Source organism: Hominimerdicola alba (assembly GCF_900112155.1).
Taxonomy (GTDB): domain Bacteria; phylum Bacillota; class Clostridia; order Oscillospirales; family Ruminococcaceae; genus Hominimerdicola; species Hominimerdicola alba_D.
Map to the genome: position 1 here is coordinate 1 of NZ_FOKQ01000025.1, position 14,994 is coordinate 14,994.

General features: G+C 44.6%; 14 protein-coding genes and 1 pseudogene. 5 read left to right on the forward strand and 10 right to left on the reverse strand.

The window, feature by feature from the left end:
- From BM265_RS13085 to BM265_RS13110, 6 genes and pseudogenes are all read right to left on the reverse strand, one after another.
- Positions 1–202 (reverse strand): annotated as a pseudogene (locus BM265_RS13085) (IS110 family transposase); the annotation flags it as partial.
- 305 nt (positions 203–507) lie between these two features.
- Complete coding sequence (locus BM265_RS13090) at positions 508–1,131, reverse strand: immunity protein Imm33 domain-containing protein (RefSeq protein ID WP_074962264.1); 624 nt, start codon at positions 1,129–1,131, stop codon at positions 508–510.
- 40 nt (positions 1,132–1,171) lie between these two features.
- Entirely contained in the window at positions 1,172–1,861 is a 690-nt protein-coding gene (locus BM265_RS13095; protein ID WP_074962265.1) for a hypothetical protein, read from the reverse strand.
- On the reverse strand, positions 1,858–2,121 hold the full coding sequence (locus tag BM265_RS13100) for a DUF4321 domain-containing protein (protein ID WP_074829137.1): 264 nt from the start codon (positions 2,119–2,121) through the stop codon (positions 1,858–1,860). The genes BM265_RS13095 and BM265_RS13100 overlap by 4 nt, the downstream gene beginning before the upstream one ends.
- A gap of 15 nt (positions 2,122–2,136) precedes the next feature.
- A complete protein-coding gene (locus BM265_RS13105; RefSeq protein WP_074962266.1) occupies positions 2,137–2,655 on the reverse strand; it encodes a S1 RNA-binding domain-containing protein in 519 nt (172 codons plus the stop codon).
- 107 nt (positions 2,656–2,762) lie between these two features.
- A complete protein-coding gene (locus tag BM265_RS13110; RefSeq protein ID WP_074962267.1) occupies positions 2,763–3,305 on the reverse strand; it encodes an FtsB family cell division protein in 543 nt (180 codons plus the stop codon).
- Between the two features lie 301 nt (positions 3,306–3,606).
- Between BM265_RS13110 and serS the strand changes: the two genes are divergently transcribed.
- From serS to mnmE, 4 genes are all read left to right on the forward strand, one after another.
- Entirely contained in the window at positions 3,607–4,896 is a 1,290-nt protein-coding gene (gene serS / locus BM265_RS13115) for a serine--tRNA ligase (protein ID WP_074962268.1), read from the forward strand.
- Positions 4,897–4,987: 91 nt separating this feature from the next.
- On the forward strand, positions 4,988–5,275 hold the full coding sequence (locus BM265_RS13120) for a hypothetical protein (RefSeq protein ID WP_074962269.1): 288 nt from the start codon (positions 4,988–4,990) through the stop codon (positions 5,273–5,275).
- Between the two features lie 80 nt (positions 5,276–5,355).
- Positions 5,356–7,218, forward strand: a complete 1,863-nt coding sequence (mnmG, locus tag BM265_RS13125) for a tRNA uridine-5-carboxymethylaminomethyl(34) synthesis enzyme MnmG (protein WP_074962270.1) — start codon at positions 5,356–5,358, stop codon at positions 7,216–7,218.
- A 38-nt stretch (positions 7,219–7,256) separates the two neighbouring features.
- Positions 7,257–8,624: a tRNA uridine-5-carboxymethylaminomethyl(34) synthesis GTPase MnmE gene (gene mnmE / locus BM265_RS13130; RefSeq protein ID WP_074962271.1), complete on the forward strand. Its 1,368-nt coding sequence runs from the start codon at positions 7,257–7,259 to the stop codon at positions 8,622–8,624.
- 242 nt (positions 8,625–8,866) lie between these two features.
- Here the strand turns inward: mnmE and BM265_RS13135 are convergent, their stop codons facing one another.
- The 4 genes from BM265_RS13135 to mobQ form a co-directional block, all read right to left on the reverse strand.
- The gene (locus tag BM265_RS13135; protein WP_074962272.1) at positions 8,867–10,495 is read right to left on the reverse strand and encodes a recombinase family protein; all 1,629 of its coding nucleotides are present in this window, start codon (positions 10,493–10,495) and stop codon (positions 8,867–8,869) included.
- 108 nt (positions 10,496–10,603) lie between these two features.
- The gene (locus BM265_RS13140; RefSeq protein WP_074962273.1) at positions 10,604–10,825 is read right to left on the reverse strand and encodes a hypothetical protein; all 222 of its coding nucleotides are present in this window, start codon (positions 10,823–10,825) and stop codon (positions 10,604–10,606) included.
- 219 nt (positions 10,826–11,044) lie between these two features.
- Positions 11,045–11,488: a hypothetical protein gene (locus BM265_RS13145; RefSeq protein ID WP_074962274.1), complete on the reverse strand. Its 444-nt coding sequence runs from the start codon at positions 11,486–11,488 to the stop codon at positions 11,045–11,047.
- 254 nt (positions 11,489–11,742) lie between these two features.
- A complete protein-coding gene (gene mobQ / locus BM265_RS13150; RefSeq protein WP_081358467.1) occupies positions 11,743–12,828 on the reverse strand; it encodes a MobQ family relaxase in 1,086 nt (361 codons plus the stop codon).
- Between the two features lie 312 nt (positions 12,829–13,140).
- Here mobQ and BM265_RS13155 point away from each other — a divergent pair, with 312 nt between their 5' ends.
- A complete protein-coding gene (locus BM265_RS13155) occupies positions 13,141–14,985 on the forward strand; it encodes a hypothetical protein (RefSeq protein WP_074962276.1) in 1,845 nt (614 codons plus the stop codon).
- The last annotated feature ends 9 nt before the right edge of the window (positions 14,986–14,994 follow it).

Genomic DNA, 14,994 nt, shown 5'->3' on the forward strand with positions numbered 1-14,994 from the left:
TCTTTTCCATGATCCCGGTGATCCATTCAAAAAAGCCTGCGAATCCTTCTGCGTCATTTGTGAACACATAGGCCTTCTTTGAATACTCCATCCCTCTCCAGTCAAATGCTCTGGCATAGTGCTTTTCGCTGCCTACATCGATCCCGACAATTATTTTTTCTTCTCCTACTTGCAAAATCTTTTCATTTTGTGTATAATACATATAGAGGACACCTTTCTGTAGTTTGTATTACTAACTTTCGCATCGTCAGTATTTACATTCTACACTGAGGTGTTCTTTTTTGCAACCCCTTGATTTGTTTGGTTACAGGAAGCTCCATTATCCGGTATTATTCTCTTAAATGGCTATAAACACCTAGAATGATTATATCAGAAATTTAACGAACTGTCAATAGTATAGCTTATTTTTTAAGGGGGGAGTGTTCATAAAGAAAGTGGAAAGATGTTGAGATTTGGTGGATGCTGCCAAAGCTCTCTTCCTTGACAGTTCCCGCTTGTTTGCTGTTGCTACGAATTATATATCAGGCTCTCTCCTTCATCATCAAACAGCTCTGCCAGGTCTTCCCCCCTGAACACTGCTGTATACCCATAGGGCAGACACATAAAGTCCAGCAATTCGGGTCTTTTTACCATCAGCTTATAAACAAACACAGGCTCGAATACCGTTGCATCATCTATCTCCGCTTTGCCTTTTTCGTCGTAAGAATAGCTGTTCAGCTGCCAACCTGACGAACCCATCTCCTTGAAGCGGGTCATCACAAGGTTATCTTTTTCAAGTGCGCCTTTCGCCACTGCCATCTTATCGTAGAAATGCACAGCGTCACCCATAACGCCAAGTTTTTTCAGCAGAAGCACCTGTCTGTACTGTATCTCAAGGGCTGTGGTAAGGTCTGTGTTAAGTGCGGTGAGTGGGTCATCGGTGAAATCGGGGGCGGCTATATCGAAACCGCCGTTATGCTCGCTCAGCAGGAATGTGGAAAATCCTGCCCTTATCCTGAAACCGTCCTTTATCCTTTCTGCGGGGATATGTTCTATCGCTTCAAGCAGAGGTTCAACAAATGGACGCAGAGCTATTTCCGATGAAAATCTGAATTTTATTCCGTGTATCTCTTCTGTAAAATTTACTACCATTGTTATCTCCCTATAAAAAACAGGCGGGAACTATAGTATATCAGCCCGCCTTATCGTTCATAAATTGCTTTACAGTGTTTTCAACAGTACCAACACTGTTTTTTTCGGTTATATCGACCCTGTATGCGTAGGTCTGTTCTTTGCCGTCAGTTTCGGCTGTGGTGGTCTCTGTGAAGTATTCCAGTTTACCGTCGGCATCGAAGTAATACTCTGCTGTAAACCCTGTGACCTCGCCTTTTTCAACTTTTGCGCCTATCTTCTGCGCATCGTAGACGTGGGTGACTTTTATACCGCCGTCGATAGTTTCCTCTTTTGCCGAGGTTATATTCTTTGGGGTATATATCAGCAGACCCTCGTCCGCCTGGGGGTGGGGCATCTTTCTTGTATACCTGACAAAATCCGAGTCGCCTTTGACAGAATATTTCACTTCGCCGTTTTCGTAGGTGAAACATTCCAGTCCGTTATTGAACTGTGCGTACTCGCTGTTATCGCTTTTGCCGTAATAGGAAAAGATCAGCGTGTCCTTTTCATCGTATTTAAAGGTGAAGCACTGTTCTTCCTCACCAGAGTTCATATCTGTCATAGTCACCTTAGCGCTGTTAAGAGAAGCATAATCTTCCCGCGCCTGCTTTACCAGCAGACCGCCCGCCTTATCCTCGGGTTCTCCGCAGCTGCCCAGCATGACAGCGGCTGAAAGTCCTGCAAGCAGGGCTCTGACGAATTTTCTCATAAGTTCTTGCCGATCTTAGAGAAGAGTACGAGCGCCAGAGATATAGTTACCATCTGTGAAAGTGTAGCGCGTATCATAAATCCGATATGGAATCTGATAACATACAGATCAACATTCCAGTTCTCAATACCTATGTCCTTGCCCCATGACATCCAGTTGAAATAGGGTATATTCTGGCATACCTCAGCGAGAAAGCCTCCGAGGATTATGCCTGATATCACAAAGAACAAAAATGCAAAGGTCTTTTTGAATTTATCCATAGCCTGACTCCGTAATTACTTTCTGCGAGAGGGTGAACGTCTCTTGTTATCGGTGATCTTTTTGAGATCGGAGAACTTCTCGTCGCTTGACGCTTTGAACTTACTGAGCATATCTTCAAAATCCGCATTGCCGGATTTCTGGTTGGGGTCGTATATCGGAGGCGGGTTCTTGCTGAAGTCCTGAGGAGGTCTGTCATCTCGGCGGGGTCTGAAACCGCCCTGAGGTCTGCCCTGACCGCCGCGGTTATTATTTCCGCCCATAGGTCTGCCGCCCTTATCGCCCATTTTCTTCGGGGGAGCGGGCTGTGCTTTCTTTATGGACAGAGATATCTTGCCGTCCTCGCCCATGCTCAGCACCTTAACCTTGACAGACTGACCCTCCTGCAGATGGTCCTTTATTTCGCTTACGAAGGTGTTAGCCACCTCGGAGATATGTACCATGCCGGTGGTATCCTTGTCAAGCTCAACAAAAGCGCCGAACTTTGTGATACCGGTTACTTTTCCTTCATAGATCTTTCCTACTTCAAGCTGCATCTGGATTTTACTTCCTCACTTTATTTTTATTTATTTGTACAAACGGCATATTTTCGTACCCAACGGATACCGTACCATGCCGTTTGCAATATTTCATTATGGATAACTTATTCCGACTTGTTCACTATATAGTAGCGTCTTTCATTGGGGTAAGAATAACCCAGCTGTTCAACAGCCACTCTCTCCATGAACTCGTCTTCGTCCGCTTCAAGCAGAGCGGTATACTCGTCGTTCTTCTGCTTTGTTTCTTCTATCTTGCCGGTCATCATGACAGTTTCCTGCCGCAGCTGCTCTATCTCATTCTGCTGAGACATCATATCCACTGCTGCTATGACACAGAAGCACACAATTATAGCAAACAGCACAGGTCTGAACACACTGCGCTTGCTCTTGGGCGCAGCATTCTCTCCGACGTCTTCATCATCATCGGGCAGAGGTTCATCATCGTCTGTTTCGGGAACATTTTCGATATAGACATCGTCAGCATACTCTTCGGCATATTCCTCATCCGACTTGGTATACTCGGTATTATCTTCGGTATCGTCAGTAACATTAAGTTCAGCTGCCTTTACAAGCTCTGCAGCGTCTCCGAGATCGTTGTCATTTTCTGAATTTTCATCATGGATATCAAGCTCGTCGTCCCGTTCCATCGTCTGCTCCTTTCCGACTTCCCATACATTATTATAAAACAGAAGTCTACTCCCAAGTATTATACAACATTTTCGCCCAAAGTTTCAAGGGCTTTTCACAACTTTTTCTATTTTAAGACAAATTTAGGCGTTTTTAACAATAATATAAACCTGCTGTACTCTGTTTTTGTGAAATCAATATCGGCGGTTACTAAGCATTTATTGAAAGCCACAGTCTTCGGGACTTGACAAAACCTATAATAAATGGTACACTATAAGTTGATAAATTTTGGGCGGAAGCCCCAGGTGAGGAGTAATAGATATGATAGATATCAAGCTTATAAGAACTAACCCCGATCTCGTCAAGGAGAACATCAAAAAGAAGTTCCAGGACGAAAAGCTCGTTATGGTAGATGAGGTCGCTGAATTTGATAAGGAATACAGAGCTGCACGCACCAAGGCAGACGAACTGAGAAACCAGAGAAACGTCAAGAGCAAGCAGATAGGCGCTCTGATGGGCAAGGGTCAGAAGGAAGAGGCTGAGGCTGTTAAGGCTGAGGTCAATGCTATGGCTAAGGAACTGGCTGATCTGGAAGTCAAGGAAGAAGAGCTGGAAGCTAAGATCCGCGAGAGAATGCTGGTCATCCCCAATATCATCGATGACAGCGTGCCCATAGGCAAGGACGACAGCGAGAATGTTGAGATAGAGAAGTTCGGCGAGCCTGTTGTTCCCGATTTTGAAGTTTCCTACCATGTTGATATCATGGAGTCATTCGACGGCATCGATCTTGACGCTGCAAGAGAGACATCGGGTAACGGTTTCTACTACCTCAAGGGCGATATCGCAAGACTTCACTCTGCTATACTCTCCTATGCAAGAGATTTCATGATCGACAGAGGATTCACCTACTATGTACCTCCTTTCATGATAAGATCCAGCGTTGTTACAGGCGTTATGAGCTTCGCTGAGATGGAGAACATGATGTACAAGATCGAGGGCGAGGATCTGTACCTGATCGGTACTTCCGAGCACTCAATGATAGGCAAGTTCATCAAGACAACTCTGCCTGAGGCTACCCTGCCCCAGACCCTCACCAGCTATTCCCCTTGCTTCCGTAAAGAGGTAGGCGCACACGGCATCGAGGAGAGAGGTGTGTACCGTATACACCAGTTCGAGAAGCAGGAAATGATCGTTGTCTGCAAGCCTGAAGACAGCAAGACCTGGTATGACAAGCTGTGGCAGAACTCTGTTGACTTCTTCCGTTCACTGGATATCCCTGTACGTACTCTCGAGTGCTGCTCGGGCGACCTGGCTGACCTGAAGGTAAAGAGCTGCGACGTTGAAGCTTGGAGCCCCAGACAGAAGAAGTACTTCGAGGTAGGTTCCTGCTCTAATCTGGGCGATGCTCAGGCAAGAAGACTCCAGATAAGAGTAAAGGGCGAGGACGGCAGCAAGTACTTTGCTCACACCCTTAACAATACCGTTGTTGCTCCTCCCAGAATGCTGATAGCTTTCCTGGAGAACAATCTCAACGGCGACGGCACAGTATCTATCCCCGAACCCCTGAGAATGTACATGGGCGGCAAGGACAAGCTGGTTCCCACAAAGTAATAATAATTATGCGCACTTTCTCCGTCCGCAGGGCGGGGAGATGCGTTTGCTGTATCATCTCCGACACAGATATTTATAGGAAAATGGAAGCATGAGCGAACTAAAAAATGTTGATACAGACGCTTTCGGAAAAGTAAATACTCCGAAAGAACGCAGTGAGATAATGTGCGAAAATTACGACAGGATGTGCCTTGAATACGCAGGCATCTGCCGCAGATACCGCTCTATGCTCGATAATAAGGACAAAGATATTTTTCGGCTGAGAGAAGAAGTGATAAGCTATCAGAATACCCTGTTTTCCAAAGAACGGCAGATAAAGGACTTGCAGAAAAAGATAGCAAAGCTGAATAAAAAACTGCTGAAAGCTCAGCACGATTAGGGTAATGTATACACGGAAGAACCGTATCTTCGCCGCACCTTTATGTGGTGCGGCGAGTTTTTTGAGAAGGAGCAGACCGTATGGAAAATTTTGATATCATAGTTATTGGCGCAGGTCATGCGGGCTGTGAGGCTGCGCTGGCAGGGGCAAAACTTGGTCTTAAAACTGCATTGTTCACCATAACGCTGGACGCTGTTGCCAATATGCCCTGCAATCCGTCGATAGGCGGTACTGCAAAGGGTCATCTTGTGCGCGAGATAGACGCTCTAGGCGGCGAGATGGGCAAGGCGGCAGACAAGACCCTTATCCAGAGCCGTATGCTGAACCGCGGCAAAGGCCCTGCGGTACACAGCCTGCGTGCGCAGATAGACCGTGTGGCTTATCACCGCCTTATGAAAAAGACCATCGAGGACACCGAGGGACTTTTCCTGAAACAGGCTGAGATAACCGATGTACTGTTTGAAGATGACGGCAGAACTGTCCGCGGTGTGCGTACACATCTGGGTGTTGAATATGGCTGCAAGGCGGTAATTATCGCCAGCGGCACTTACCTTAACGGCGAGATACACGTAGGTACTACCACCTATCCCAGCGGCCCTGATTCGGTACTTCCTGCAAGAAAGCTCTCCGACAGTCTGAAAGCTGCTGGTATGAACCTACGCCGCTTCAAAACAGGCACTCCCGCCAGAGTACACAAGCGCTCCATCGATTTTTCAAAGCTTGAAGTACAGCACGGCGATGATGATATCACACCTTTCTCATTCACCAACAGCGGCGATATCGAAAATAAAGTTGACTGCTATGTGGGCTACACCAATGCTGAAACTCACAAGGTCATAACCGATAATATCCATCTTTCACCCATATATTCGGGCAGGATACACGCTATAGGTCCCAGATACTGTCCTTCCATCGAGGACAAGATAATGAGATTCTCGGACAAGCCCAGACATCAGCTGTTTATCGAGCCAATGGGTCTTGATACCGAGGAATACTATCTTCAGGGCATGAGTTCTTCACTGCCTGTTGATGTTCAGCTGAAATTCCTGCGGACTATCGAGGGTCTTGAAAATGTGGAGATAATGCGTAACGCTTATGCTATCGAATACGACTGCTGTGACCCCAACGATCTTCTGCCTACCCTTGAATTCAAGGAATTCCACGGGATATACGGTGCAGGACAGTTCAACGGCACATCGGGATATGAGGAAGCGGCGGCACAGGGTCTTGTGGCGGGCATAAATGCCGCGCTGAAGCTGAAAGGCGAAGAGCCTATGGTACTGGACAGAGCCAGCAGCTACATCGGCACACTGGTGGATGATCTCTGTACCAAGGGAGTATCCGACCCTTATCGTATGCTTACCAGCCGAAGCGAGTACAGACTTCTGCTGAGGCAGGACAACGCCGACCTGAGACTTACGGATACAGGTCACAGGGTAGGTCTTATCGATGATGAGAGGTATGCGACTTTCCTGAAAAAGAAAGAGCAGATAGAAGCTGAGATAAAGCGTATCTCGGCGATAAACACTGCGCCCTCCGAAAAGCTGAACGAGTATCTCGTTTCACAGGGCACAGACCCCATAAACAACGGCATAAAGCTGGCACAGCTTATCCGCAGACCTCAGCTGACTTACAAGGGTCTTGCATTCATCGACCCTGAGCGCCCCGAACTGCCCGATGATGTATGCGAGCAGGTGGAGCTGATGATAAAGTACGAGGGCTATATCAAGATACAGCTGGAGCAGGTAGCGGCTATGCGAAAGCTTGAAAACAAAAAGATACCCGAGGATATAGATTATTCAAAGGTAGGCTCACTGCGCCTTGAAGCCGCTGAAAAGCTGGCGAAGATACGTCCTCTCTCCGTAGGACAGGCAAGCCGTATCAGCGGTGTGAATCCTGCGGATATAAATGTTCTGCTGGTATATCTGGAGACTATAAAGTAGCCCGCACCCAATAGAAACGATTTCAAAGGAGTGACAATATGTCAACTGTATGTGCTATATCTACCCCCCTTGCAGAGGGTGGTATATCTGTTATAAGGATAAGCGGCGAGGACGCTTTTGAGTGCGCGGCTAAAGTTTTCAAACCTTTCACCTGTGAGAGTGTTGAAAAAATGCAGGGCTACACCTGTGCCTACGGTCAGATACGCGACGGCGAAAAGACTGTGGATGACGGCGTGCTGACGGTTTTCCGTGCGCCACATTCCTACACGGGTGAAGATGTCTGCGAGATATCCTGCCACGGCGGTATATATGTTACCAAAAAGGTGCTGAGACTTTGTCTTGAAAACGGCTGTGAGCCTGCACAGGCAGGCGAATTCACAAAGCGTGCTATGCTCAACGGCAAGCTTTCACTTACACAGGCTGAGGCTGTGATGGATACCATAGCGGCACAGGGCGAATACGCTCTTGCTTCTGCGAACCTCACAAGGCAGGGCAGTCTTTTCGGGCAGATACACAAAGTCACAGGCGAACTTGTAAAGCTTCTGGGTGAGCTTGCGGCATGGGTGGATTATCCCGAGGAAGACCTCCCCGCAGTTGAGGAAACAGCCCTCCGCGAAAGCATAAAAAACGCGCTGGCTGTCACAGGCAAGCTTATCGCAGATCACGACAACGGTATGCTGATAAAGCAGGGAATAGATACTGTCATAGCAGGCAAGCCGAATGTTGGCAAATCGACCCTGATGAATCTTCTGCTTGGCTATGACCGTTCTATCGTAACCGATGTTGCGGGCACTACCCGTGATGTTATCGAAGAAAGCGCAAGGCTGGGCGAACTGGTATTCAAACTTTCTGATACAGCGGGCATACGCGACACCGAAGACAAGGTGGAGAAGATAGGCGTTGAAATGGCTGAAAAGCGCCTTGATGAGTGTATGTTCGTTATCGAGGTCTTTGATACTTCTGTTAAACCCGATGAGGACGATATTGCCCTGCTTGAAAAGGTCAAGGCATCACGCAAGAGAAGCCTTATCGTGCTGAACAAATCCGACCTTGAAAGCGCTGTTGACGAAAGCTTTTTCAGGGGATACAGCGAAAACATCGTGTGCATATCCGCTAAAAATCTCGATGACAGGTCGCAAATACAGGCGGCGGTGGAAAAGATATTCACACCCGAAAATTACGATGTGAACAGCACGATATTCGCCAACGAAAGACAGAAAAGCTGTCTTGACAAAGCGCACGAAAATCTGAGCACGGCGCTCGAAGCCCTTGATATGGGCGAAACTCTCGACGCTGTAACGGTGATGATTGACTTCGCCGCAGATTCTCTGCTTGAACTTACAGGCGAAAAAGCCACCGAAGCAGTGGTTGCCGAAGTATTCTCAAAATTCTGCGTAGGAAAATAGGAATATCCCAATTCGGCTGTATATTGCTATAAACGATAATTTATCCTACGAACTGCGGAACTTATTGAGGAAGACCCTTTTGAAAAAGGGTCCTCCTCAAACTCCTCCCCGAAAACTTTTAACTCTTTTTGGCAGGGGGCAGATATTTCTCGAAAGTGCAGTTAGTGACCGTACTAGGTGAACTTTTTAAAGATAGCTGCCCCCTGCCAAAAAGAAATATCATTCATTGTCAAAACCATCTTTTATCTATCCAACTCACAATAGTCTATAATAACCGCATAGACCTTGTCAATTGGCACTTTTTTGATTGAGTATTTGATCTTGAAACCGAACGGCAGACCTTTTAGGAATATTTCCAGACGTCCGTATTCGGGGATAATGATATTATCGATCATCGAGCGATAGAGCTCGGTGTTATTGTTATCGCTGTCAGATATTAACTCTATCTTTCGGATTGCTTCTTTTAATGACTCGATCTGATCGTTGTAGACTGTCTCGGCAGATTTGTGTTTTGAAATCTCATCGCTCAGCTTTGCGATCTCGCCATCATAAAACTCCGTCTGCTCTTTCAGACCATCTTTGTCAAGCAGACCTTCTAGCATTAAATCAACTGCTTTCAGCTTCTTTTGTTTCAGCTTGGAAATCTCGTTCTGCTTTGAGCTTATATCATCGGTAATATTACTCTTTTGAATACATTGAATCTCTGAGAGCAGCTCCGATTTCAGTTGTTCGCTGATATCGTAGATATTTTCCATGACCGATTTCATAGCAATCGCGAGAACACGTTCGTCCACCGTTCTGTTGTCACAGCCTAAAGCCGCACCGTTCACATCGGTACGTTTTTCTTTGCCATAAAGCTGTCGATTCCTGCAAGCAACAGCTCCGAAACCTAATCTTGACGATTTAGCTGAAATATAGCTGTAACCGCACTTCCCGCAGGTGCATAATCCGCTGAACCAGTGTGCTTTTGAATGACGTGAGCCACTTTTGTTCTTTGCACTGCGCCTCTGACGTTCTTTCTGAACTGCGTCCCAAAGTTCACGGGAAACAATGCCCTCATGATGGTTTTTAATTGTAATAAGAGGATTATCTGGGTCATCACCACGATTGACTATTGAATGTTCCGATAGTATATTTGGCTTGTAATTCTTACGCTGTGTCAAATCACCAACATATTTTTCATTTGCGATCATATTCAATATATTCTGCGAGCCCCATGTCTTGTTTTTAAGTGTCGGAATATTTCTTGCTCTCAAATCATTTGCTATCGCAGCTGCGCCCTTGCCGTCATAAGCGTAACTTCTGAATACCTCTTTGACTATCTCGGCTTCTTCGGGGACAACTTCAAGTTTTCCACCTATGACCCTGAATCCATAAACTCTCCCGCATCCCAGAACAAAGCCGTTTTCCATGTTTCTTTTTATCGACCATTTGATACGCTCGGACGTTTTGCGGGATTCTTCCTGAGCGATCGAAGCCATAAGCGTCAATCTCAGTTCGCCGTCCTTATCGTTGGTGTCGATGCCGTCATTCATGAATATCACGTTGATTCCGAGTTCTTGCAGCTTTCTTGTGAAGTTCAGGGTATCGACAGTATTTCTGGCAAAGCGACTGACCTCTTTGGTGAGTATCGTGTCGATCTTACCTTTTTCGCAGTCCGCTATCATGCGATTGAAGCCTTCACGTTTCTTGGTTGATGTTCCGGTGATGCCCTCATCATAATAGACATCGGCCATCTCCCATTTATCGTTGTCGCTGATGTACTCGGTGAAATATGCTCTTTGAGCCGAAAGAGAGTGTATCTGGTCAGAACTGTCCGTGCTCACTCGGCAATATGCCGCTACTTTCTTTTTGCTGTTTTCCTTATACATTGTACCTCCTCTCCCGAATATTCCGGGAATAAAATTCCCCTGCACAGTATACATTTTAGCATAGTAGAGAGCGAAAGTCAAGACCTTCGCTCTCTAAAATACTGTTGATCAATTCAATTTCTGTGCGTCCTTTTCAACAGGCTTGTCCTGCATGGCGATAAGCATTTCAAGCTGTTCATCGGTGAGCAGACCTTTTCTGTGAAAATCCATGTAAAAACCTATCTTCATAGCCTTCAAAAGCTCGTTCTGATTTTCCTTGGATAACTTTGTCACGCTCTGCACAGGTGTTTTGTGTTTCTTCTTATGTTCTATAGCTATATTCTTGTTCAAACTCATGCTCCTATTATCCACTGTATTTGAGAGGGTGATTGGCAAACCCATTCACAGGCAAAAATCATTATGAAAGGAGGATCTATATATGCACAGCAGACGTAGTGTATGCCGGAGTTTGAATTTCTGTTCTCGGGTGCAAAGATTGGCTAGGTATTATTCCCCGGGAACAGTGATCTTTTTACATTGGACTCACCTTACCTTTTCTTCATTTATCTTTTACGCTAATTCGCTGCCTGCGTCCGAATGAACAACTTCATCCGCAGGTGCAGTTTCAGCATCTTCCTCAATATTATTGTTATCATCAGCGGGGACAGATTCAGTAGCTGCACTATTTTCAGCTTTTGCCTTTTCTAGTTCCAGATTATGCCGTTCGATAACCTCAGATATGAACTCCACGCAGTCATCATGCATGAACATGAAATCGATGATCTCACCATATTTGTCCAGTGGCAGAGATACATCCAGTTTACTCCTGAACTTCTTTCCGACCGCCTGATCAGTTACCATTTCGGCTTTTTCCAGTTCATCGGCAATTTCGGCATCGAGCTTCTTTTTAGCAGCCCGCATGGTTTTCATTTTATTTTGCAGCCGTGTCATCTCATCTTCATACTCTTTCGACTTCTCGATCTTTTCTTCTGTTGTCAGTTTCTTGTTACTCAATGGCATTCTCCTTTCGTTCGGCGCATACGCGCCTGATGCATACGCAACCAGCCGTCACAACGGCGGTTTTGACAGAATGGTTATTTTTGCGTTTTTATTCTTCACTTCGTTTTGAACTAACTGACCCCGTAGGGCGCACTTATACAAACTCTCCGAGTTTGCAGTGCGCCAAAGAGGGAAAACTCCCTCTCTGGACTCTCCCTTATGCAAGCGATACCGCTTTAGTGCCATACGGCACAAGGGTGGCTTTGGTGTCATAATCGGGGCTTTGGCTTTTTCGGTGGCGCAGATTTCTGTTGCGTATTGCTCTGGTCGTCCCTTTCAAGGTTCTGCTTCCTGAACTGAGACAGCAGACCGATAGCTTTTTCCTTTTCTGATTTCGGAACAAACAATTCGTATTTATCCTCATTGTAGAAAATGAGTTCGCTAGGGATATTATGACTTTGCAAGTATTTCTCGTACTGTTCCAGCACAGGCATTTCATCATGTATCGCGAAAGCCTCCGACACCTTGTACCCGATATTGGCTTCGATATATTCAATCGTCTCCTGTTTATGCTTAGCACGAGTAGACCGCATCTCCTTTTCAAGCTCTGCGATCTCAGCTTCAAGATTGCGCCGCCTGATTCTTCTGTTCTTGTTTCCCTTGTCAGTCTTAAAGCCCTTGCGTTCAACAGCACAGACCTCGACACCCAGATGTATCTGCGGCAATCGGTCAATTCCTTGTTCCTTATAACTTCGATGATCGACCCGAGCATCTGAAACGAAATATAGTTTATGATTACACCAATCCGCCCAACGCTCTCTCCACTCCAACAGAAGCTTGCGGTCATTCCATGAACGTTCCTTTTGTGTGAATCCATTCTTGTCCACGCGGCGGGTGGTCAGCAGAATATGAACGTGAGGATTTCCGTCGCCCTTGTCATGGATAGCAAAATCACAACACATTCCTTTGCTCACGAAACACTGCTCACAGAACTGTCTGACCAAATCGATCTGATCACCTCTTGACAGTTCGCGCGGTAATGCCGCATTTATACTTCGAGCTGTTTGGGAGTTCTTGCGCTTTTCAGCACACTCGGCAGCGTTCCAGAGTTTGGCTCTGTTGCTGTATTCGGACGGCGCAGATTTCGGCAGCAGAATCTCCTTATGGACAACTTCATGCTTATTGCGGTAATCGTGGATCTTCCCGTCACGCTCATTCCTTATCTTCTCACCTGCGATATATGCTGCACTTGCTACGCAACTGCCCCCACTCGTTCGCGTGACCATTTTGACGTTGAAATGATATATTGCTGTTATGCGCCTTCTTTCGGTTTGGATTAATCTTGATATGCACATACGTTCGATTGTATAGCAGATTATAGCACGAATGTTCGCACTTGTCAAGGGCTTATCGAAAATTTGTTCTTATAGGGAAATAAATTGTACTCATCGATATAGGATACAATAATATTTCTAGTGAAAATAAGTTTATTCATAACTATCATAATAATCGCACTATCGTAAACAACGCAAGATAAAACTAAACAAATTGTATGATGTTAATAGTTTTATTAAAATAAAAATAAAGTTACCTATATATATTGACTTGAATTTGTTTGCATGATATAATTAATACAATAAATACTATGCAAAAGGAGGAATCGTACTATGAAAAAAATCATGCACTTTCTATTAACGGCTACAATATCGTGTGCAAACATACTGTCTTCATCATTACCGTTTCAATTTAACGTATCAGCTTTATCTTCTTCAGAAACCATATACGGAAAACTATACGAATTTGATGAGAAGAACGATTATGAATTCTCATCTTCAAATTCACATTCCGCTATTAATAAATCAAATGCTATCGGTTCGGTAATTGTAAACGGAGAAATTGTCTCTAAAACAACCAAAGATTATATTCAAAGCTTTGAAGTTAAAGACGATACAGCTTTATCAATTTCATTTGAATACAGTTCAGATCTTTTAGATGCATCAGATAATGAATGGTATATCGTATCTGACAGCAAAAAGAAAATAGATAGTGTTGAGCTTGATGAGAAGATAGGCACTGGTACGATAATACTCCAAACTTCACTAGATAATGAGCATTGGTTTGTAAATACCGTTCGGAATGATTTTATAAAGTCAACAGGATCGGTAAGCAGTCAGATTAATATAGCTACGACCAATGATATTCAGCTTACAAATGGCTGTTATTATCGTGTTATAGTAGCATATAAGCTTGAAAAAGAGATCGAGGCTGATATACTGGACGGTAATTTGGGCTTTAATGATTGTAGAAAGCATGCAGAAGTATATAGTTTTTATGCTGGTTATAAAACTAAGGAAGAAACCACCGATACCAATATTCAGAAGTATTATTTTGATGATATTGTTAATACAGGAAAGGACAACGGCTATTCAGGAAACAATAATATCGGTGACGATGATCCTCACTACGGCTGGAAAATGGGCACATTTAAAATAAGTGGTTTTTCCGATAAAACAGATGACCAGATATTTCTGAAAAACGTAGGGGACAAGCTTGAACTTAGTTTTGATATGCTGCAGAATGTAGAAAAGCTCAATAATAATGAAAATCTGAAAATTGTTGAAGACAAAGACGGATACGATCAGTATTTCCAGACTGCAAAAACTAACATGAAACACGGCGCATTGATAATCAGGTATACTGACTACCAGAATGTTAAACATGATCCTGTTATATACACAGATTATCTTGCAGCACTTACTTCGCCAAGTGCAGATACTAAGGTGAAACTCTTTGAAGAAGGCGATTACGAAGTTGCGCTCGATTACAAGATCAAAGATAGTTCCAGTTTAAGAAATAAAGAAAATGATTACCGTCTGTTTTTTACATTCAAAGTACGAAACAGTAACTGCATGGTATTCCCATTTGATACTGTTACCAAAAGTGAGCTTACGGAAAGCTCCGTCACAGAAAATGGATTCTATCTTGATATGGCTAGATCACGTTATCTGAAAATCAATGTCACCATGGCAAGATGGACAAAAAACAATGATGGTCATTATGTAGAGGATATCAGATACAGTAAGTCAGCAAAAGACGGTGATAAATATACCGAGGATGGCATCTATACGATCGAAGTCAAAAATCCTTCGACAGGCAAGAGCATAGAAAAGAAGATTTATGTCGGCACTGATAGTGTGTTAAAAGCATCAATGAATCCCGAAAACGCTTCGTATACTATAGATCAGATCTCTCAGTTTGTAACAGATGGTGCAACGATATCTGATGACGGAACGATCATAATGCCTGTGAAGAACGAAGAATCATCCGAAGAAGAAAGCATTTCTGAAATAAGCTCGGAACCGGAAGTGTCAGAAACCTCTGAAGCAAATATTTCAAAAGCTGAAAAAGAGCTAGTAAAGCAGAAATCGTCAGCTCCGATAGCAGCCGGAGGTGTAGGCGCAGTTACGATCATAGGGATTGCAGCGGTTGTACTAAAAAAGAAAAAGCGATAAGGGGGCGTT

Excerpts from the sequence above, each read along its gene's own strand:
- BM265_RS13100 (WP_074829137.1), bottom strand. The coding sequence starts at position 2,121 with ATGGATAAATTCAAAAAGACCTTTGCATTTTTGTTCTTTGTGATATCA.
- BM265_RS13120 (WP_074962269.1), top strand. The coding sequence starts at position 4,988 with ATGAGCGAACTAAAAAATGTTGATACAGACGCTTTCGGAAAAGTAAAT.
- BM265_RS13155 (WP_074962276.1), top strand. The coding sequence starts at position 13,141 with ATGAAAAAAATCATGCACTTTCTATTAACGGCTACAATATCGTGTGCA.
- mnmG (WP_074962270.1), top strand. The coding sequence starts at position 5,356 with ATGGAAAATTTTGATATCATAGTTATTGGCGCAGGTCATGCGGGCTGT.
- mnmE (WP_074962271.1), top strand. The coding sequence starts at position 7,257 with ATGTCAACTGTATGTGCTATATCTACCCCCCTTGCAGAGGGTGGTATA.
- BM265_RS13095 (WP_074962265.1), bottom strand. The coding sequence starts at position 1,861 with ATGAGAAAATTCGTCAGAGCCCTGCTTGCAGGACTTTCAGCCGCTGTC.
- BM265_RS13090 (WP_074962264.1), bottom strand. The coding sequence starts at position 1,131 with ATGGTAGTAAATTTTACAGAAGAGATACACGGAATAAAATTCAGATTT.
- BM265_RS13105 (WP_074962266.1), bottom strand. The coding sequence starts at position 2,655 with ATGCAGCTTGAAGTAGGAAAGATCTATGAAGGAAAAGTAACCGGTATC.
- BM265_RS13110 (WP_074962267.1), bottom strand. The coding sequence starts at position 3,305 with ATGGAACGGGACGACGAGCTTGATATCCATGATGAAAATTCAGAAAAT.
- mobQ (WP_081358467.1), bottom strand. The coding sequence starts at position 12,828 with ATGTGCATATCAAGATTAATCCAAACCGAAAGAAGGCGCATAACAGCA.
- serS (WP_074962268.1), top strand. The coding sequence starts at position 3,607 with ATGATAGATATCAAGCTTATAAGAACTAACCCCGATCTCGTCAAGGAG.
- BM265_RS13135 (WP_074962272.1), bottom strand. The coding sequence starts at position 10,495 with ATGTATAAGGAAAACAGCAAAAAGAAAGTAGCGGCATATTGCCGAGTG.